Raw genomic sequence first — 18,921 nt, forward strand, 5'->3', positions numbered from 1 at the left:
GAATCCACGCCGCTAAAAGGGAGATCACAATGGCAATCTACGAATCCGACCACACCAAGTTCATGCGCGAATGGATGGACAAGCATCCCGAAGAGCGCGAAGAGCAGAAGAAGGGCCGGGCCCTGTGGTGGGATAAGCCCCAGGACGCCGAGACCCAGCGCGAATACGCCGCCGGCAAGGTGCCCGCCAAGGCCTATCCCTACGCCACCGAGAGCTGATCCACCGTCTTGCTCGCCCCCAAGCTCGCCTTCATCGACGTCGAGACCACCGGCGCCAACCCGGTCATCGACCGGGTCACCGAAATCGCGATCCTGAGGGTCGAGAACGGCGAGCTGGTCGAACGCTGGTCCAGCCTGGTCAATCCAGGCATCCCCATTCCGGCCAACATCCAGGCATTCACCGGCATCACCGATGCCATGGTGGCGGATGCGCCGCCCTACGCGGCGGTGGCAGACCAGGTGCGGGCCCTGCTCGCAGACTGTGTGTTTGCCGCCCACAACGCCCGCTTCGACTACGGTTTCCTCAAGAACGAATTCCAGCGCATCGGCCAGGAATTCGACGCGCCGGTGCTGTGCACCGTCAAGCTGTCGCGCGCCCTGTTTCCCCAACATCACCGGCATGGCCTCGACGCCCTCATCGAGCGGCATGGCCTCACCTGTACAGCCCGTCACCGGGCGATGGGGGATACCGAGGCGCTGCACCAGTTCGCCGGCATGGTGGCGGGTCAGTTCGAGCGCGACGTGCTCGACATGGCCATCGTCAAGGCCATGAAGGCACCCAACCGGCCCGCGGGGCTGCCGGAAGGCGTGCTCGAAGGCATGCCCGAAGGGCCGGGTGTCTACCTGTTCTATGGTGAGAACGATCTGCCCCTGTACGTCGGTCGCAGCGTCAGCCTGCGTTCCCGGGTGATGAGCCATTTCTCCGGCGAAGCGCGCAAGGGCAAGGAGGCCAAGATCGCCCAGCAGGTGCGCCGGGTGGATTGGCGTGTCACGGCAGGCGAGCTGGGCGCCCTGCTCCTCGAGTCGCAGCTGCTCCGGCAGCTCAAGCCCGCCGAGAATCGTCAGCCAAGCGAGACCGAGGCAGTCTTTGGTCTGCGCTACGATGCCGGCCGCCAGCGCGGCGCCGTGCTGTCGCGGGAGCCGCTCAACGGGGCCGATCCGCAGGCCTGGGGCGAGGTGTATGGCGCCTTCCGGGCGCGCAAGGAAGCCGACAACGCGCTGCGCGAGCTGGCTACCCTCTACAAGCTGTGCCCCCGCCGCATCGGTACCGAAGCCTGGGCCGAAGGCCCCTGCCTGGCCCATGCGGCGAAGCGTTGCGCTGGAGTCTGTGCCGGCAAGGAAAGCGCCGCCGAACACGACCAGCGCCTGCTCAAGGTGCTGGAAAGCCTGCGTCTCAAACGCTGGCCCTGGGCCGGGCCGGTCGCGGTGCATGAGCGGCATCCGGACACCGGCCGGGAGGCCTGGCATCTCCTCGACCGCTGGTGCCTGCTCGGCACTGTGGACGACGAGGCCGCACTGCAGACCTTGCGGGCGGTGCAACCTGCCGCCCGCTTTGATCTCGACACCTACCGCATCCTGCTGCGCTGGTTCGACACGCCGGCCGGCAAGGCCGCCATTACGCCACTTGAGCCGCTGGAGCCGATTTAGTCTGCCGAGCGGGCCAGCGCCCCGCTGCGCCGCCGTTCCCGCCACCCCTCCACCAGCGAATACACCGCCGGCACCACCACCAGGGTGAGCAGGGTCGAGCTGACCATGCCGCCGATCACTGCGATGGCGAGGGGCTGGTTGGTCTCGTTGCCGGCACCGAATCCCAGCGCCGCGGGGGCCAGGGCCAGGATCACCGTGGCGGAGGTCATCAGCACCGGCCGCATGCGGATCGGGCAGGCGTTGCGCAGGGCCGCATCGACCTGCAGGCCTTCGGCGCGGCGCTGGTTGGTGAGGTCCACCAGCAGGATGGAGTTTTTTGCGACCAGGCCGATCAGCAGCACCAGGCCGATCATCGAGTAGATGTTGAGGGTCTGGCCTGTGGCCCACAGGGCCGCCACGCCACCGACGATCGCGAGGGGCTGGGCCAGCATCACGATTGCCGGCTGCAGGAAGCTGTTGAACTGGCTGGCCAGCACCATGTAGAGCAGGGTGAGGGCCAGGGCGAAGGTGAAACTCATGTATTTCTGAGTCTTGCCGAACTCCTCCGCCTGGCCGATCAGCTTGATCTGGTAGCCGGTGGGCAGCAGTTCGGTGGCGGCCGCCTTGACCACCTCCACGGCCTCGCCCAGCGGCAGGGTCGGCGTGGCATAGAAGGTGGCAGCGTACTGCAGGTCGAAACGCCCCACCACCGCCGGCCCGAGGGCCTCCTTGAAGCCGGCGACGCTGTCCAGGCGGACCAACTGGCCGGTCTTGTTGCGCAGGAAGATCTTCGACAGGTCGGAAGGCTGGGTGAAGCTGCCTTCCCGGGCCTTGACGCGGATGTCGTAGCGCTGGCCGTCGCCTGGCTCGTCGTTGAACTTGGCGATGTCCACTCCGCCGGTCAGCATGTTGATGGCGAGGGCCACGTCCTGGGTGGTCAGCCCTGCGTCGGCGATGCGCAGGCGATCCGGGGCGAAGACCAGCTGCGGCAGGTCGAGCTGCAGATCGCTGTCCATGCGGCCGAGGCCGGGTACCGTGGCCAGCTTGCGCTGCAGGGCGACCGCATGGCGGCCCAGCTCCTGAAGGTTGTCGCCGGTCAGCACGAACTGCAGGGGCTCGCCGCGCTGGCCCTGGACCATCGGGTAGGGCGCCGCAAAGACCCGCGCGCCGGCGATCTGGGCGAACTCCTTGCGCAGCAGCGGGATGATGTCCTGCTGCTTCAGCGTGCGTTCTTCCCGCGGCAGCATGCGAACCACCACCGTGCCCTGGTTCACCTGCCCGGCGCTGCCCAGGCCGATCAGGGCGAACTCGGAGCGGATTTCCGGATGGCGGTCGAGGATCGCCTCCACTTCACGCAGCTTGCTGTCGGTGTAGTCGATGCTGGAGCCCAACGGCGTGCGCAGGGAGACCAGGAAGCGGCCCTCGTCCTGCTCCGGCGTGAAGGCCTTGCCCACATTGGCGAAAAAGAAGGCGCTGGAGCCCACCACGGCGAGGGTCGCCAGCAGCACCCATATACGGTGGGTCAGAGCGCCTTCGAGCAGGCGCACATAGAGCGCATCCATGGCCTCGAAGAACCGGTCGAAGGCGCGGTAGACCGGCCCATGCTGCTTCTCCACCCGCAGGTAGCGCGAGCACAGCATGGGCGTGAGGGTGAGGGACACGAAGAGGGACACCAGCACTCCGAAGGTCACCACCAGCGCGAAGCTGCGGAAGAACTGGCCGATGATGCCGGAGATGAAGGCCACCGGCGCAAAGATGCAGACCAGCGAGAGGGTGGCCGCCATCACCGCGAAGACCACCTCGTTGCTGCCGTTGATGGCTGCCGAGACGGGGTCCGGATCGAGCTCTTCCCGATGGCGGAAGATGTTCTCCAGCACCACGATGGCGTCGTCCACCACCACCCCGATGAGCAGCAGCAGGGCCAGCATGGTGAGGGAGTTGAGGGTGAAGCCCGCGAAGTAGATCACCGCGATGGCGCCCATCAGCGAGACCGGGATGGCCAGCGCGATGATCAGGGTGGAGCGTACCGAGCGCAGGAAGAACCACACCACCAGCGAGGCCAGCAGGGTGCCTTCGATGAGGTGCTCCTTGAGGGAGTCCACAATCTCGAGGATGAACACGGCGTCGTTGGACACCACCGAGAGGCTCATGCCCGGCGGCAGAGCGGGGCGGAGATCCCGGTCCAGGCGTTCCTGGATGCGTTCGGTGATGGCTACGGTGTTGGCGTTGGCGATCTTGACCATGCCCAGGCCGACGGTGGTCTTGCCGTTGAAGCGGGCCAGCTGGCGGTTGTCGGTGAGGCCGTCCTCCACCTCGGCCACGTCGCCGAGGCGGATCGGGGCCTTGTCGCGCCAGGCGATCACCATCTGCCGGAGCGCGTCCACCTGGTGGAATTCCAGGTCCAGCTTGACCAGGCTTTCGGTCTTCTGGCCGACCACGAAGCCGCCGGCCAGTTGCACGTGCTCCTTGGCGAAGGCGTCGCTGATGTCTTGCGCCGTGACGGTATGGGCGGCCATGCGGTCGGGCAGCAGGTTCACCCGGATGGTCCGGTCGCGGCGCCCGCCGAGGCGCACCTCGCCGACGCCGTCGATGGTCTCGAGGCGCTTCTTGAGCACGTTGATGGCGTACTGATTGAGCTGCTGCTGGGTGCGGTCGCCCTGCAGGGCCAGCCACATCACCGGCTGGGCGTTGGTTTCCACCTTGGCCACTACGGGAGGATCGACGTCCTTGGGCAGGCGCCGCAATACCTGGTTGACCTTGGACTGGACTTCGTTGAAGGCCACGTCCACCTTCTTCTCGAGGTTGAAGGTGATGTTGACCACCGACACACCCGGCGACGAGGTGGATTGCACGTGCTCGATGCCCGGCGTGCTGTTGATGGCCGACTCGATGACGTTGGTGATGCTCGAGTCGACGATGTCCGGGTTGGCACCCTTCAGGGTGGTGGTGATCGAGATCACCGGGAATTCGATGTAAGGAAAGCGGTCCATGCCGATCCGCTGGTAGCCGATCACCCCGACCAGCACCAGCACGGCGCTCATCATCCACGCCAGCACATGGCGTTTGATGGACAGTTCGGGCAGGGTCATGGCCTGGCTGGCGCCGGAGTGCGGGGTGCTGCGCCCTTCACGGTGACGGCGGCGGCATCGGTCAGGAAACCCGCGCCGTCCTCGGCCAGGGTTTCACCGGCGCTCAGGCCCTTGACGATCTCCACCAGGCCGTCACGCTTGACCCCGGCTTCGACAACGCGCTGGCTGGCCTTGCCGTCGGCGATGACGTACACCACCTTGCCTGCCGGGCGCAGCACCACGCTCTGTTCAGGGACCACCACGGCAGCCGGCTTGCTGCCGGTGATCACCGACGCATTCACGGTGCCGCCCGACAGCAGCGCATCCTCGTTGTCCACCCGGACCAGCACGTCCAGGGCCCGGCTGCTGTCATTGATGGTCGGCTTCACGTCCTCGACGCGGCCGCGGATGACCCGCCCGGGGGTGTGAGGCAGGCTCAGGCGTACCGGTTGCCCTGCACGGATGCGGCCGGCAGCCGATTCGGGAAAGGGCAGGTGGGCGCGCAGGATGCGGTTCGAGACGAGGCGGAACAGCGGGTCGCCGACCTTGACGTAATCCCCGACCGACACAATCTGGGTTTCGATCACGCCATCTGCTGGCGCGACCACCCGGGTGCGGCCGAGGTTGTTGCGGGTGGCCTGGCTGCGCGCCCGTGCGTTGCCCAACTGGGCGCGCAGCGCGTCGCGCTGGGCCAGGCTGTCTTCCGCTCCATTGCGGGCGATGAAGCCCTTTGCGACGAGGTCCTGCTGGCGTGCGGCAAACCGCTCGGCCTGGGCGACGAGGGCCTCCAGGCGGGCAATTTCGGCGGCGTCGGCGCCACCCTGGATCTCGAAATCGCTGGCGTCCAGCTCGGCCAGGCGCTGCCCCTTGCGGACCCGCTCGCCGCTGTGGGCCAGCACGTGGGTCACGCGGCCGGCCACTTCGGCGCCGATCTTCGGGTCGATCAGCGCCTCGAGTGTGCCGAGGGTGTCCTCGGTGACGTCCAGCGCCATGCTGCGGGCACTGGTGGTGGTGATCAGGGTGGGAGGCGGACTGGCAGGTTTGGAGGCGGACGGGGTGTCGGGCTTGCTGGAGCAGCCCGCCAGGCCGATGGCAAGAATAAGGGCAACCCGGGGGGTGAAACGCTTGATCTTGGCCATCGGCATGTCGGCAGTGAGGTCAGGGCAGGGGGCGTTCGCCCTTCAGCAGATGTTCGAGCGTCTCGCGCTCACGGATCAGGTGGACCGTGTCACCGTCCACCAGCACCTCGGCGGCCCGCGGCCGGGTGTTGTAGTTGGAGCTCATGGTCATGCCGTAGGCGCCGGCCGACAGCAGGGCAAGCAGGTCGCCGGTGGCCACCGACAGGTCCCGGTCGTGGCCCAGGAAGTCGCCGCTCTCGCAGATGGGGCCGACCACCTCGTAGCGGGTCGCGGGCAGGTCCCGGGGGGCGACGGCGACGATCTCGTGGTAGGCGTCGTAGAGGGCCGGGCGGGCCAGGTCGTTCATGGCCGCGTCGATGATGGCGAAGTTCTTCTCGACGCCGGGCTTGAGGTATTCGATGCGGGTCAGCAGCAGCCCCGCATTACCCACCAGCGAGCGGCCCGGTTCGAAGCACAGGGCTTCTTCGCGACCGGCGAAGCAGGCCAGCAGCGGCTTGAGGTAGTCGGTGGGGGTGGGCGGCTCCTCGTCCCGGTAGCGGATGCCGAGGCCGCCGCCCAGGTCGATGTGGTCGAGCTTGATGCCTTCGCTGGCCAGCTGGTCAACCAGGCCGAGGATCTTCTCGGCGGCTTCGGTCATGGGGGCCGGGTCGAGGAGCTGGGAGCCGATGTGGCAGTCGATGCCGCTGATCTCGATGTGCGGCAGGGAGGCTGCCTTGCGGTAGAGGTCTAGGGCTTCGGTGAAGGCCACGCCGAACTTGTTGCCGCGCAGGCCGGTGGAGATATAGGGGTGGGTGTTGGGATTGACGTCCGGATTGACCCGGAAGGCGATCGGCGCGCGCTTGCCCAGGCTGCTGGCGACTTCGTTGAGGCGGTCGAGTTCGGCGGCGGATTCCACGTTGAAGCAGCCGATGCCGGTCTCGAGGGCGTAGCGCATCTCGTCGACGCTCTTGCCGACGCCCGAGAAGATGACCTTGCCCGGGTCGCCACCGGCTGCCAGCACGCGGGCCAGCTCGCCGCCCGAGACGATGTCGAAACCGGCGCCGAGCCTGGCGAAGACGGACAGGATGCCGAGGTTGGAGTTGGCCTTGACGGCGTAGCAGACCAGCGCTTTGCGCTGCCCCAGGGCCTGTTGATAGCTCTCGTAGGCTGCGGTGAGGGCGGCGCGGGAGTAGACGTAGGTCGGGGTGCCGAAGCGGGCAGCGATATCGGCCAGCGCGACACCTTCAAGGGTCAGGCCGGCGGGGCCGGCTTGCAGCGTCGGCACGGGCAGGGCGGTGGTCATTGGGCGGGGTCCTGGGATGCGGGTTTGTTATGATCTGCCTGGGCCGACCGGGCAGGAGCCGGTGCGGTTTCGGCCGGTTTGGCCGCGGGCTTGGGAATCTGCGGATAGTAGAGCGGACCCTTGATGCCACAGCCAGCCAGCAGGAGTGCGCCGCACGCGGCGAAAGTGAGGGCGAGGGTTCGCATGGGTTTCGCGCAAAAACGCAAATGTTAACAGAACAAGGGTTCAGACGATGAATGAAGCGGATTTCAATGCCCTGGCGGATGCAGAACTGGATCGCCTGGAGGGTTTGCTCGACGCCTGTACGGCAGAGATCGATTACGAGGTGAAGCCCGGCGGCATCATCGAGGTGGAGTTCGAAAGCGGCACCAAGATCATCGTCAACCGCCACAGCGCGGCCCGCGAGATCTGGCTGGCGGCCAAGTCCGGTGGCTTCCACTTCCGTCCCGAGGCCGGCCGCTGGGTCGGCACCCGGGATGGGGCGGATTTCTATGCCGTACTGTCCCGCTGCATGTCGGAGCAGGCCGGCGAGTCGGTTACGCTGGCGGGCTGACCGGCTTGCTGGGCGGCGCCGCTTCCTCGGAGGGGGCGCTGGCGGGCTCGGGAGGCGCTTCCGGCGGAGCTGCCGGCAGGTTTTCCTGGTAGATCATTTCGTCGTTGCCGCCACCCGCAGGCTGGATGCGGATCAGGCCGCCCGGCGGTGTCGGGTAGGTTTCCGGCACGCCCTCCAGCGCCTTGCGCATGTAGTTGATCCACATAGGGAGCGCTGCTGCGCCGCCGGTCTCGCCGCTGCCCAGCTTGCGCGGCTGGTCGAAACCGATCCAGGCCACGGCGGCCACGGTGGGCTGGTAGCCGCAGAACCAGGCGTCCACGTACTCGTTGGTGGTGCCGGTCTTGCCGGCCAGGTCGCCACGCTTGAGCACCAGCGCCTTGGTGGCTGTGCCCCGGCGCACCACATCCTTCATTACCGAGTCCATCAGGTAAGCGTTGCGTTCGTCGATGGCCCGTTCTGCGGTTTCACCGGCTACCGGCGGGTCCACCCGGGCCAGCACATTCCCGGCCTCGTCGCGGATCTCCTTCACCAGGTAGGGCTCCACCCGGTAGCCGCCGTTGGCGAAGACAGAGTAGCCGCGCAGCATCTGCCAAGGCGTCACCGAGCCGGCACCTAGCGCCATGGTCAGGTAGGCCGGGTGACGTTCCGCATCAAAGCCGAACTTGGTGATGTAGTCCTGGGCGTAGCGCGGGCCGATGGACTTGAGCAGGCGGATCGACACCATGTTCTTGGAGCGGGCCAGGGCCGAGCGGATGGACATCGGTCCATCATATTTCCCGTCGTAGTTTTTCGGTTCCCAGGCTTGGCTGCCTGTTTCTCCAGCCGGAAAGGAGAGAGGGGAGTCGTCCACGATGCTGCTTGGGCCATAGCCCTTCTCGAAGGCGGCCGAGTAGATGAAGGGCTTGAAGCTCGAGCCGGGCTGGCGCCATGCCTGGGTGGCGTGGTTGAACTTGTTGCGGTTGAAGTCGAAGCCGCCGGCCAGGGCGCGTATGGCCCCCGTGCGCGGGTCGGCGGCGACCAGCGCGCCTTCGACATCGGGCAGCTGGGTGATCTCCCAGCGATTGTCCTGGCGGTTGATGCGGACGATGGCGCCGACCCGGATGCGCTTGTTGGGGGGCGCCTTGTCGCTGAGCATGGAGGCCGCGAAACGCAGGCCGTCGCCGCTCAGGCGGATGCTCTCGCCGTAGCGATATACGGTGACGGCTCCGCCGCCGGCCTGGATTACGATGGCAGCCAGCATGTCGTCATAGTCGGGCGTCTCGGAGAGAATCTCGTCCATCGACTCGGTTTGCTGGGTGTTCAGGCGCGCCGGGTCGGCATAGCTCTCGGCGCCTCGATAACCGTGACGGCGATCGTAGTCCATGATGCCGCGCCGCAGGGCCCGGTGGGCTGCCTCCTGCTCGGTCTTGATGATGGTGGTGATGACCTTGATGCCACGGGTGTAGGTCTCTTCCTTGTACTGCTCGTAGGCGATCTGGCGCGCCATTTCGGCCACGTAGTCGGCACTGCCGCCGAAGTCGGCTGAGCTGCTGGCCACCTTGAGCGGGGTCTCCATGGCCTTGTGCTGTTGCTCTTCGGTGATGAAGCCCAGTTCGGTCATCCGGCGCAGCACATATTGCTGGCGCAGGGCGGCGCGCTTGGGGTTGACCACCGGGTTGTAGGCCGAGGGGGCCTTGGGCAGGCCGGCTAGCATGGCGGCTTCCGGAATGCTCAGGTCGCGGATGGATTTGCCGAAATAGGTATGGGATGCGACGGCAAAGCCATAGGCCCGACGGCCCAGGAATATCTGGTTGATGTAGACCTCGAGGATCTGGTCCTTGGTGAGGTTCTGTTCGATCTTGAAGGCCAGCAGGATCTCGTAGAGCTTGCGGGAGATCGTCTTCTCACGGGTCAGGAAGAAGTTGCGGGCGACCTGCATGGTGATCGTCGATGCGCCCTGGCGCTTGCCACCGGTGGCGAGGTTGGCGCCTGCTGCGCGGAGGATGCCGAGGAAGTCCACGCCGGAGTGCTGGTAGAAGCGATCATCCTCGGCGGCCAGGATGGCGTGCTTGAGCACCTCGGGGACCTCCTGGATGCGGATGAAGGCACGCCGCTCCTCGCCATATTCGCCGATGAGCTCACCGTCCGCCGTGTATACGCGCAGCGGGATCTTGGGGTGATAGTCGGTCAGTGACTCCAGGGACGGGAGTGTCGGCCAGGCGAACGCCACGGCCAGAGCCAGAATGGCGGCGCCGATGGCGATCAGGCCGAGAAGTGCAATGAAAGGGTAGAGTACCCAGCGCATATCGGGAGGCGGTAAGCGGAGAAAAGTCCTGCATTATACGAGCCCGGGCGTTTTGCGGCTCTGTGCATGACCGGGTGCTTTTTCCGGTGCTTGCTTTACACCTGTCATTGTTGTTGTTAGGATTTCAAGTAGATTGTTGTAATTGCGTCTAACGTAAAGAATTTTCAGGATTTTTTGTGATCGACCTCTCCTTTCTCAGCCCCAGGGCACGTCCTTTGATCGGCGTCGACATTTCGTCGTCATCGGTCAAGATGGTCGAGTTGTCCGCCGCATCCGGGGGGGGGTACCGGGTCGAGCGCTACGCGGTCGAGTCGCTGCCCCGCGAGGCGGTTTCCGACGGAAACATTGCCAACCTCGATGCGGTCTCCGAAGCGATCCGCCGGGGGTGGCGGCGCCTCGGGACCAGCACCAAGTTCGTTGCTCTGGCCCTGCCTGCATCGGCTGTGATCACCAAGAAGATCATCCTGCCCGCGGGTCTGCGTGATCAGGAACTCGAGGTGCAGGTCGAATCCGAGGCCAATCAGTACATTCCGTTTGCCCTCGATGAAGTCAATCTGGATTTTCAGGTCATCGGGCCGGCCGCGTCGGGTGCCGACGAGGATGAGGTGCTGATCGCGGCATCCCGCAAGGAAAAGGTCGAGGATCGGGTGGCTGCTGCCGAGGCCGCGGGCCTGAAGGCGCTGGTCATGGATGTGGAGTCCTACGCGTCCTTGTCGGCCTTCGAGCTGGTCCAGGCGGATCTTCCCGAAGGGGGCCAGGACAAGATCATCGCGTTGGTCGATGCGGGTGCCAATGTCATGAATGTCTCGGTGCTGCGCAATGGTGTGCAGGTTTACGCCCGGGAGCAGGCTTTCGGGGGCTTCCTGCTCACCCAGGATGTCATGCGCCACTTCGGTATGTCCCTCGAAGAGGCCGAGAGCGGCAAGCGCACCGGTTCCCTGCCTGAGAGTTACGAGACCGAATTGCTCCGTCCCTTCATGGATGCGCTGGCCCTCGAGGTGTCGCGGGCCCTGCAGTTCTTCTTTACCTCAACCCAGTTCAATCAGGTTGATCACATCGTTCTGGCGGGCGGCTGTGCGGTCATCCCGGGTCTCGCCGAGACCGTGGCCGGGCGTACCCAGGTCGATACCCACATTGCGAATCCCTTCTCCGGAATGAGCCTGAGCTCCAAGATCCGTCCCAAGAATCTGGCTGCAGATGCGCCCGCCTTGCTGGTGGCCTGTGGCCTTGCCCTGCGGAGGTTTGACTTGTGATCCGCATCAACCTCCTTCCCCACCGGGAAGAAAAGCGCAAGGCCCGGCGCCAGCAGTTCATCCTGTTGTCTGCGTTGATGGCGCTCGCCGGCCTGGTGGTGTGGTTCATCGGGCATACCCTCATCGCGGGTTATGTGGATGGTCAGGATGCCAAGAATGCCTTCCTGAAACAGGAAATTGCCGCTCTCGACAAGGACATCGTGGAGATCAAGGGCTTGAGGGAGCAGGCGGAGGCCCTGTTGTCGCGCAAACAGGTCATCGAGTCGTTGCAGACCAACCGTACCGAGACCGTGCTGGTCTTCAATGAACTGGCCCGCCAGCTTCCCGAGGGTGTCTATCTCAAGGCGCTCAAGCAGACGGGGCCGCGCATCAATCTGGTTGGTTATGCCCAGTCCAATGCCCGTGTCTCCAACCTGATGCGCAACCTTGAAGCCTCGCCTCATCTCCAGAGCGCCGATCTCGTCGAGGTGAAGGCTGCGGTGTTGAATACTCGCAGGGTCAGCGAGTTCAGCCTCAATGTGAGCGTGGAGCGTGCCAAGGCACAGGACGGGATCGAGGCCAAAGGTGCCGCCGGTCCGGGAGGTAAGCCGTAATGGGCTTCAAGGATTCGCTCGAAAATCTGCGTTCGCTGGACATGCAGGCGCTGCTCAGGGATTTCCAGGGCCTGGACCCCAATGATCCAGGCCAGTGGCCGTTGTTGCCGCGGATCGCAACCCTGGTCGCCCTTTTCGCCGCCATTGTCGCCGGTGGCTGGTGGTTTGACTGGAGCGATCAGCTTGCCGGGCTCGAGGCCAAGGAGAAGGAGGAGCTCACGCTCAAGGAAGACTGGCTGACCAAGAAGCGGCAGGCCGTCAATCTGGCTGAGTATCGTCGTCAGCTCAGTGAGATCGACCGTCAGTTCGGCGCCTTGCTCAAGCAGTTGCCCAACCGCTCCGAAATAGAATCCCTGCTTGCTGACATCAACCAGGCGGGGTTGGGCCGGGGGCTTCAGTTCGAGCTGTTCAAGCCGGGCTCGGAGGGTTCAAAGGATTTCTATGCGGAGTTGCCCATCGCCGTGCGGGTCACCGGCAATTACCATGATCTTGGTGAGTTCGTCAGTGATGTCGCCAAGATGCCGCGCATCGTGACCCTCAACGACATTGCCATCGAAACAGGCAAGGACGGTAACCTCAAGTTCGATGCCACGGCGGTGACCTACCGGTACCTGGACGATGAGGAAGTTGCCAGGATCCGCAGGGAAAAAGCCAAGGAAAAGGCGGGCAAGAAGTGAGGATGATGCGACTGACGCTGGTGGTTCCGGCCATGGTCATGCTGGCCTTGGCCGGATGTTCGGACCAGCAGGATGATCTCCGGACCTGGATGGCGGAAGCCTCCAGGGATCTCAAGCCCAATCTCAAGCCCCTTCCCCCGATCCAGAAAGCGGTTGAGGTGAGCTACGAAGGGGCTTCGCTGGTGGACCCTTTCCGTCCTGCCAAGCTGGAACCCGACAAGAAAGGGGGGCAGTTTGCTCCCGATGCAAACCGGCGGCGTGAGCCGCTTGAGTCCTATCCGCTGGAGTCCCTGAAGATGGTCGGAGTCCTGATGAAGGGTGGTCAGGCCCACGCGATCGTTGTCGTGGACAAGACCTTGCACCAGGTCCGGGTCGGTAACTACCTCGGGCAGAACTATGGTCGCATTACCGCGATTGCCGAATCCGAAATCACTCTGAAAGAGCTCGTCGAGGACGCCGGTGGCGAATGGACCGAGCGCATCAGTACGCTGCAACTGCAGGAGCAGGCGCCTCAGGAGGCGAAGAAATGAAAATGGGACGTTGTAGCGTCAGATTTGGCGCATGGGTCGTGGTTGCCGTGCTGGGTGCTGTTTTTCCCGTCGCCCCCTTGCTTGCACAGGCACCGCAGGCAGAGGCAGTCACGGGCAACCGGATTGAAAAGATCATTGCGGCAGAGCAAGGCGGGAACATTGTCCTGAAGCTCACCATGGCGCAGCCGCTGGCTGCACCGCCGGGTAGCTTCAGTGTTGCCAGTCCGGCACGCATCGCGTTCGACTTTCCCGATACGGGCAATGGCCTGGGGCGGAACAGTCAGGCGCTCAATACGGGTGATCTGCGCAGCGTGAATGTCGTGCAGGTGGCGGATCGCACCCGGCTGGTCCTGAACCTGTCCAAGATCTACCCCTATGAAACACGCCTGGAAGGTCGGGATGTCTACATCACGCTGGCGACCAGTCAGTTGAGGGATGTCTCCGCCGCGGCAACCCAGTCGGCCCAGTTTGCCCCGCCCGCAGCCGTGGGTGAGCGGCACGCCGTCCGGGACATCAACTTCCGGCGTGGCAAGGATGGTGAGGGGCGCCTGGTGGTGGACCTGTCCGATCCGAACGCTGGGATCGATATCCGTCAGCAGGGCAGCAGCCTGATTGTCGATTTCCTCAAGACCGATGTTCCGGAGCAGCTCCGTCGCAAGCTCGACGTTGTCGATTTCGGTACGCCGGTGTCGTCGGTGGTGACCCAGGCGCAGGGCGGCAACACGCGCATGACGGTGACGCCCCGCGGCCTCTGGGAGCACAACGCCTACCAGAGCGACAACCAGTTCGTGCTCGAGGTGAAGCCGGTCAGGGAAGATCCGAACAAGCTGGTGCAGGGTACGGGCAAGCTGCGCTTCGGAGGAGAGAAGCTCTCTCTCAACTTCCAGAATATTGATGTGCGTTCGGTGCTGCAGGTGATTGCCGACTTCACCAATTTCAACATCATCACCAGTGATTCGGTGCAGGGCAACCTGACCCTCCGTCTCAAGGATGTGCCCTGGGATCAGGCGCTCGACATCATTCTGCAGGCTCGTGGACTGGACATGCGCAAGAACGGCAACGTGATCTGGATCGCGCCGAGGGATGAGCTTGCTGCGCGTGAGAAGCTCGATCTCGAATCCAAGGCGCAGATTGGTGATCTTGAGCCCCTGCGTACTGAGAGTTTCCAGATCAACTATCACAAGGCCAAGAGTGTTGCGGAGTTTCTCAAGAGCAAGGATCAAAGCGTGCTCTCCAAACGTGGAAGCGTGGTGCCGGATGAGCGCAGCAACAAGCTCTTCGTCAACGACGTGGCTTCGCGGTTGGAAGAGTTGCGTCGCCTGATCGCCGAAATCGACGTGGAAGTACGTCAGGTCCTGATCGAAGCCCAGATTGTCGAAGCCACCGATACCTTCACCCGTAACCTCGGCGTGCGCCTTGGTTTTGGGGGGAAGACAGGCGGGCTGTTGGGCAAGACCGAGGATGGTGTTTCGGTGTACCGGAATACCTTCGGATCAGGCACGCTTAATTCGACGGGCTACCAGGCCGGGCAAATCATTACCATGCCCAATTTCAATGAGTCTCTGGGCGTCAACCTGCCGGCCTCCACGATCAACGGCAAGCAGGCAGGAGCTTTTTCCCTGGCCTTGTGGAACAGCGCGGCAACCCGTTTCATTGATATGGAGGTCTCGGCGCTGGAAGCGGATGGTCGGGGCAAGGTGGTGTCCAGACCCCGCGTCATGACGGCAGACAAGGTTGAAGCACTCATCGAACAAGGGACCGAGGTGCCGTTCCAGACCCAGGGTGGTGGAACGACCGCACCTACGGTGTCGTTCAAGAAAGCCAACCTCGCCCTCAAAGTGAAGCCGCAGATCACTCCGGACGGCAAGGTGATGATGAGCATCGAGGTAAACAAGGACCAGCCGCGTTATGACCGTCCCGTTGCGAACGGCAACGTGCCCATTGATACCAAGCATGTAAAGACCGAAGTCGTGGTTGAAAATGGCGGCACGATCGTCATTGGTGGCATCTACACACAGGATGTTTCCAACAATACGGTTAAGATTCCGGTCCTCGGCGATCTGCCGGTGCTTGGCTATCTGTTCCGAAGCAATGAGAGAACCGACAACAAAACCGAGTTGCTCGTCTTCATTACGCCCCGCATCATCAACGAACAGTTGGGATTGCGCTGATACACCGGCCTGAATGGAATAACCCATGCTTGACTTCCTTACCGCGGGCGTGCGCTCGCATGCCCGCCTTCTCGTACCGGCCTTTGCCGCCCTTGCGCTTGCCAGCTGTGGTGGCGGTGGAGGCGGAGGCAGCAGCAATACGGGCTGCCCTGGCGGCTTCCTGACCTGTAGCGGGTCGGGCACCGACACGACTGCCCAGGCGCCCAAGTTCACCCTGGCCCTCGTGGATGCGGGGACGGGGGCGGTCAGCAACAATCTGACTTCCGGAAAACCCCTGACCGTCAGGGCCTTGCTGCTGACTGCAGCGGGGGCGCCGCTTGCCAACAAGGTCGTGACCTTCACGACCAATAGCGCTCTGGCCACATTCGATCCCGCCTCCGGTACGCGCCTGACCGACGCCAACGGCTATACCACGATCACCCTGCTGGCTGCCGACCTGTCCTCAAGCGGGGCAGCGGAAGTCAGTGCAACAGTCGATGTGAGCGGTACCGCGGTAACCCAGAAAGTGGCCTACAGCGTCAGCCCTGGCGTCGTGACCCTTTCCGGGCTTGCTGCCAACACCACTTCCCTGAGCGCGTACGGAAGTACTTCGGTGTCCGTGCAGGTTTATTTCAACGGCAGCCTGAGTCCGACGCCGCTCACCGTCAATTTCGCTTCCGGCTGTGCCAGCAACGGCAAGGCCAACCTTACCAGCAGTGTTTCCACGGTGAATGGCATTGCCACGGCCACGTACACCGACAAGGGTTGCGCGGGCACGGACACCATCACGGCGACGGTGCAGGGGGCCAGTGCCCAGACGACCATTGCCGTGGCCGCCCCCAAGGCATCCAACATCGGCTATGTCTCCGCCGCGCCGTCGTCCATCGTGCTGGCAGGTACCGGCGGCGGAGGTTTGAGCTCGGATTCCGTCGTCACCTTCAAGGTGGTTGATAGCACCAATACGCCTGTGGCATCCAAGTCGGTCAGCTTCGATTTGTCCACCCGGGTAGGGGGTATCAAGCTCAATGGGCAGACCTCCGGCACTGTCCAGGCAACCTCCGATTCGTCGGGCCTGGTCAGCGTGACCGTGTCCGCCGGCTCCGTGCCGACCCCGGTCTGGGTGACTGCGACGCTGGTTGAAGACCCGACGATCAAGACCCAGTCCACCAACCTCACCATTTCCACTGGCCGCCCGACCCAGGACCGCTTCTCCCTGTCTGTCGGCACCTTCAACATCGAAGGCTGGAACCGTGATGGCACCCGCACCACGGCCACGGTCTACGCCTTTGACCGCCTCGGTAACCCGGTGGCCGACGGCACGGTGGTCAACTTCATCAGCGAAGGCGCGGGCATCGACCCCTCCTGCACGACTGCGGCCGGTTCCTGCTCGGTGAACATCACCAGCGGAGAGCTGCGTCCCCGTGTCGATAGCGAGCCGTCGTCTTTCGGTGTAACCGCCGGTCGGGTGACCATCCTGGCCTACGCCCAGGGCGAGGAGAGCTTTGACGACGCGAACACGAACAACGTTTTCGATGCGGGCGAAACCTTCCGCGACTTGGGCGATGCCTTTGTGGATAACAACGAAAACAAGGGGTGGTCTTCAGGTGAGCGCGAGATCCAGTTCAGCTCGGCGAACACTGCCGCCTGCCCGTCCTATCCGTCCGACGGCCGCTATTACAACGCCCCTTACAAGGCCAGTACCTGCGATGGTGTCTGGGGTGCTGCCCATGTCCGTCGCAACATCGTCATCACGCTGTCGAGTTTTGCGATTGGAACCTTGACGCCTTCCGTCTTCTCCATGCCCGCCCTGCCGGCCTGCACGGGCAGCTTCACCTTCCGTCTGTCCGATGTGAACAACAACCCGATGCCGGCGGGCGCAAGTCTTTCCGCCGTGTCGGGTGTGACCTATCAGAACGACACCGGTGAAACCGTGAAGGCGAGCGTCTCCATTCCCCAGGGCAACGAAACTGTGCCCAACACGAATGCGCCGGGTGGTACCTTCCACACCATCGTGGTCGAAGGCACCAAGTGCACCACCAAGCCGGTTGGTTCAGTCACCATCAACGTGACCTCTCCGAGCGGTGATGCCAGCGCCAGGACCATCACGATCAATTGACGACTGCTTCGGGGATCAGCGACGGTGCCCCGGCAGCAGGGGGCGGAGCATGAATCACCCGAGATGTATCGTACTGGTCGGCATGCCCGGGTCGGGCAAGACGACCGTGGGGCGCGAGCTGGCCAAGCGCCTCGGACTCCGGTTCATGGACAGCGATCACGAGATCGAGGTCCGGACCGGGGTCAAGATTCCGACCATCTTCGAGATCGAGGGTGAAGAGGGTTTTCGCAAGCGGGAAACCCACACCCTTGACGAACTGACCCACGAATCCGGCATGGTGCTGGCGACCGGTGGTGGCGCAGTCATCAAACCCGAGAACCGTGCCCTGCTGTCCAGCCGGGGTGTGGTCATCTATCTCAATGTGCCGCCCCATGTGCTGTGGGAGCGGACCCGTCATGACCGAAGCCGGCCCTTGCTGCAGGTGCCCGATCCCCGGGGGCGTCTCCAACAGTTGTTCGTGGCTCGCGACCCGCTCTACCGGGAGGCTGCCCATGTCATCGTCGAGGGTGGGCGGGGTACGCCCCATGCCATGGTGAGGATGATCGAGAAAGAGCTGCAAACCCTATGCGAACACTGAACGTCGAGCTTGCCGAGCGCAGCTATTCCATCCGTATCGGAAGCGGTCTGCTGGGCGATGCCCGGCTGATCCTGCCCTACCTGAAGACCAAACGGGCGGCCGTGATCACCAACGAGGTGGTCGGTCCGCTGTATCTGGATGCCTTCGCGGCAGGCTTGGAGGATGCTGGCATCCGGGTGACCCGTATCGTCCTGCCTGATGGTGAAGCCCACAAGGACTGGCCGACCCTCAACCTGATCTTCGATCGCCTGCTTGCCGAGCGCTGTGATCGCAGCACCACCCTGATCGCCCTGGGGGGCGGGGTGGTGGGCGACATGGTCGGCTTTGCCGCGGCCACCTACCAGCGGGGCGTCCCCTTCATCCAGGTACCCACCACCTTGCTGTCCCAGGTGGATTCCTCCGTGGGGGGCAAGACCGCCATCAACCACCCGCTGGGCAAGAACATGATCGGTGCCTTCTACCAGCCGCGCCTGGTCCTGGCCGATACCAAGGTGCTCGACACCCTGCCCGACCGGGAGTTGAAGGCCGGCCTGGCGGAAGTCATCAAGTACGGCCTGATCCGCGATCTGCCCTTCTTGGAATGGATTGAAGCCCATCTGGAGCGCCTGCTGGCCCGCGAGCCGGAGGCCCTAGCCGAGGCGGTCGAGCGTTCCTGCCGCAACAAGGCCGAGGTGGTGGCTGCCGACGAGACCGAGCAGGGCGAGCGGGCCACGCTCAACCTGGGGCATACCTTCGGGCATGCCATCGAGACAGGCATGGGCTACGGTGCCTGGCTGCACGGCGAGGCGGTGGCGGCGGGCACCATCATGGCGGCCGATCTGTCGCGCCGCCTGGGCTGGCTGTCCGATGCCGACGTTAATCGTGTCCGGCGCATCCACGAGCGGGCTGGCCTGCCCGTAGCCGGGCCGGTGCTCGGTGCCGAGCGCTACCTGGAGCTGATGTCCCACGACAAGAAGGTGTCCGACGGTACCTTGCGCCTGGTGCTGCTCAAGGCCGTTGGCAAGGCGGTGATCAGTGCCGAGGCCGCGCCCGAGCAGATGCGCGCGACCATAAACGCCTGCTGCGCCTAGCGCC

Annotated in this window: 16 protein-coding genes; 11 read left to right on the forward strand and 5 right to left on the reverse strand. The window is 64.2% G+C overall.

The genetic code is table 11. From position 1 onward, the window contains the following. Positions 1-29: 29 nt before the first annotated feature. Together HHL15_RS11810 and HHL15_RS11815 are read left to right on the forward strand one after the other, a co-directional pair. Positions 30-218 carry a DUF3460 family protein gene (locus tag HHL15_RS11810; RefSeq protein WP_169145970.1) on the forward strand — a complete coding sequence of 63 codons (189 nt, stop codon included), beginning with the start codon at positions 30-32 and terminating at the stop codon, positions 216-218. Between the two features lie 9 nt (positions 219-227). Next, positions 228-1,646 (forward strand): exonuclease domain-containing protein, encoded by a 1,419-nt coding sequence (locus HHL15_RS11815; RefSeq protein ID WP_169145971.1) that lies wholly within the window; start codon positions 228-230, stop codon positions 1,644-1,646. Here HHL15_RS11815 and HHL15_RS11820 read toward each other — a convergent pair. The 4 genes from HHL15_RS11820 to lptM are packed head-to-tail and all read right to left on the reverse strand — an operon-like array spanning position 1,643 to position 7,299. Beyond that, on the reverse strand, positions 1,643-4,714 hold the full coding sequence (locus HHL15_RS11820; RefSeq protein ID WP_169145972.1) for an efflux RND transporter permease subunit: 3,072 nt from the start codon (positions 4,712-4,714) through the stop codon (positions 1,643-1,645). The two genes, HHL15_RS11815 and HHL15_RS11820, sit on opposite strands and share 4 nt — an antisense overlap. Beyond that, positions 4,711-5,832, reverse strand: coding sequence for an efflux RND transporter periplasmic adaptor subunit (locus HHL15_RS11825; RefSeq protein ID WP_169145973.1), 1,122 nt, complete (start codon positions 5,830-5,832; stop codon positions 4,711-4,713). Before HHL15_RS11825 ends, HHL15_RS11820 begins: the two co-directional genes overlap by 4 nt. Positions 5,833-5,851: 19 nt before the next feature. Beyond that, complete coding sequence (gene lysA, locus HHL15_RS11830) at positions 5,852-7,114, reverse strand: diaminopimelate decarboxylase (protein ID WP_169145974.1); 1,263 nt, start codon at positions 7,112-7,114, stop codon at positions 5,852-5,854. Continuing rightward, positions 7,111-7,299, reverse strand: coding sequence for an LPS translocon maturation chaperone LptM (gene lptM / locus HHL15_RS27010; protein ID WP_408065727.1), 189 nt, complete (start codon positions 7,297-7,299; stop codon positions 7,111-7,113). The genes lysA and lptM overlap by 4 nt, the downstream gene beginning before the upstream one ends. 47 nt (positions 7,300-7,346) lie before the next feature. Between lptM and cyaY the strand changes: the two genes are divergently transcribed. Next, the gene (gene cyaY / locus HHL15_RS11835) at positions 7,347-7,667 is read left to right on the forward strand and encodes an iron donor protein CyaY (protein ID WP_169145975.1); all 321 of its coding nucleotides are present in this window, start codon (positions 7,347-7,349) and stop codon (positions 7,665-7,667) included. Here cyaY and HHL15_RS11840 read toward each other — a convergent pair. Further along, positions 7,651-9,951: a penicillin-binding protein 1A gene (locus HHL15_RS11840; protein WP_169145976.1), complete on the reverse strand. Its 2,301-nt coding sequence runs from the start codon at positions 9,949-9,951 to the stop codon at positions 7,651-7,653. The two genes, cyaY and HHL15_RS11840, sit on opposite strands and share 17 nt — an antisense overlap. Before the next feature lie 176 nt (positions 9,952-10,127). Between HHL15_RS11840 and HHL15_RS11845 the strand changes: the two genes are divergently transcribed. From HHL15_RS11845 to aroB, 8 genes are read left to right on the forward strand one after another with little or no spacing between them, the layout of a single operon-like run. Beyond that, the gene (locus HHL15_RS11845) at positions 10,128-11,204 is read left to right on the forward strand and encodes a pilus assembly protein PilM (protein ID WP_169145977.1); all 1,077 of its coding nucleotides are present in this window, start codon (positions 10,128-10,130) and stop codon (positions 11,202-11,204) included. Next, entirely contained in the window at positions 11,201-11,797 is a 597-nt protein-coding gene (locus HHL15_RS11850; RefSeq protein WP_169145978.1) for a PilN domain-containing protein, read from the forward strand. Before HHL15_RS11845 ends, HHL15_RS11850 begins: the two co-directional genes overlap by 4 nt. Further along, the gene (locus HHL15_RS11855) at positions 11,797-12,474 is read left to right on the forward strand and encodes a type IV pilus inner membrane component PilO (RefSeq protein WP_169145979.1); all 678 of its coding nucleotides are present in this window, start codon (positions 11,797-11,799) and stop codon (positions 12,472-12,474) included. Before HHL15_RS11850 ends, HHL15_RS11855 begins: the two co-directional genes overlap by 1 nt. A gap of 2 nt (positions 12,475-12,476) precedes the next feature. Beyond that, positions 12,477-13,004, forward strand: a complete 528-nt coding sequence (locus HHL15_RS11860) for a pilus assembly protein PilP (RefSeq protein ID WP_169145980.1) — start codon at positions 12,477-12,479, stop codon at positions 13,002-13,004. 2 nt (positions 13,005-13,006) lie between these two features. Further along, positions 13,007-15,175: a type IV pilus secretin PilQ gene (gene pilQ, locus HHL15_RS11865; protein WP_169146115.1), complete on the forward strand. Its 2,169-nt coding sequence runs from the start codon at positions 13,007-13,009 to the stop codon at positions 15,173-15,175. A 25-nt stretch (positions 15,176-15,200) separates the two neighbouring features. After that, entirely contained in the window at positions 15,201-17,270 is a 2,070-nt protein-coding gene (locus tag HHL15_RS11870) for an Ig-like domain-containing protein (protein ID WP_169145981.1), read from the forward strand. Between the two features lie 49 nt (positions 17,271-17,319). Continuing rightward, complete coding sequence (locus tag HHL15_RS11875) at positions 17,320-17,847, forward strand: shikimate kinase (protein WP_169145982.1); 528 nt, start codon at positions 17,320-17,322, stop codon at positions 17,845-17,847. Beyond that, a complete protein-coding gene (aroB, locus tag HHL15_RS11880) occupies positions 17,835-18,917 on the forward strand; it encodes a 3-dehydroquinate synthase (RefSeq protein ID WP_169145983.1) in 1,083 nt (360 codons plus the stop codon). The genes HHL15_RS11875 and aroB overlap by 13 nt, the downstream gene beginning before the upstream one ends. Positions 18,918-18,921 lie beyond the last annotated feature (4 nt).

Origin of the sequence: Zoogloea dura (genome assembly GCF_012927165.1) — a bacterium.
Lineage (GTDB): Bacteria > Pseudomonadota > Gammaproteobacteria > Burkholderiales > Rhodocyclaceae > Zoogloea > Zoogloea dura.

What these genes read in the sequence shown, in the direction of transcription:
- HHL15_RS11855 (WP_169145979.1), top strand. Translation starts at nt 11,797, where the DNA reads ATGGGCTTCAAGGATTCGCTCGAAAATCTGCGTTCGCTGGACATGCAG.
- HHL15_RS11870 (WP_169145981.1), top strand. Translation starts at nt 15,201, where the DNA reads ATGCTTGACTTCCTTACCGCGGGCGTGCGCTCGCATGCCCGCCTTCTC.
- pilQ (WP_169146115.1), top strand. Translation starts at nt 13,007, where the DNA reads ATGGGACGTTGTAGCGTCAGATTTGGCGCATGGGTCGTGGTTGCCGTG.
- HHL15_RS11810 (WP_169145970.1), top strand. Translation starts at nt 30, where the DNA reads ATGGCAATCTACGAATCCGACCACACCAAGTTCATGCGCGAATGGATG.
- HHL15_RS11825 (WP_169145973.1), bottom strand. Translation starts at nt 5,832, where the DNA reads ATGGCCAAGATCAAGCGTTTCACCCCCCGGGTTGCCCTTATTCTTGCC.
- HHL15_RS11840 (WP_169145976.1), bottom strand. Translation starts at nt 9,951, where the DNA reads ATGCGCTGGGTACTCTACCCTTTCATTGCACTTCTCGGCCTGATCGCC.
- HHL15_RS11875 (WP_169145982.1), top strand. Translation starts at nt 17,320, where the DNA reads ATGAATCACCCGAGATGTATCGTACTGGTCGGCATGCCCGGGTCGGGC.
- aroB (WP_169145983.1), top strand. Translation starts at nt 17,835, where the DNA reads ATGCGAACACTGAACGTCGAGCTTGCCGAGCGCAGCTATTCCATCCGT.
- lysA (WP_169145974.1), bottom strand. Translation starts at nt 7,114, where the DNA reads ATGACCACCGCCCTGCCCGTGCCGACGCTGCAAGCCGGCCCCGCCGGC.
- lptM (WP_408065727.1), bottom strand. Translation starts at nt 7,299, where the DNA reads ATGCGAACCCTCGCCCTCACTTTCGCCGCGTGCGGCGCACTCCTGCTG.
- cyaY (WP_169145975.1), top strand. Translation starts at nt 7,347, where the DNA reads ATGAATGAAGCGGATTTCAATGCCCTGGCGGATGCAGAACTGGATCGC.
- HHL15_RS11860 (WP_169145980.1), top strand. Translation starts at nt 12,477, where the DNA reads ATGATGCGACTGACGCTGGTGGTTCCGGCCATGGTCATGCTGGCCTTG.
- HHL15_RS11820 (WP_169145972.1), bottom strand. Translation starts at nt 4,714, where the DNA reads ATGACCCTGCCCGAACTGTCCATCAAACGCCATGTGCTGGCGTGGATG.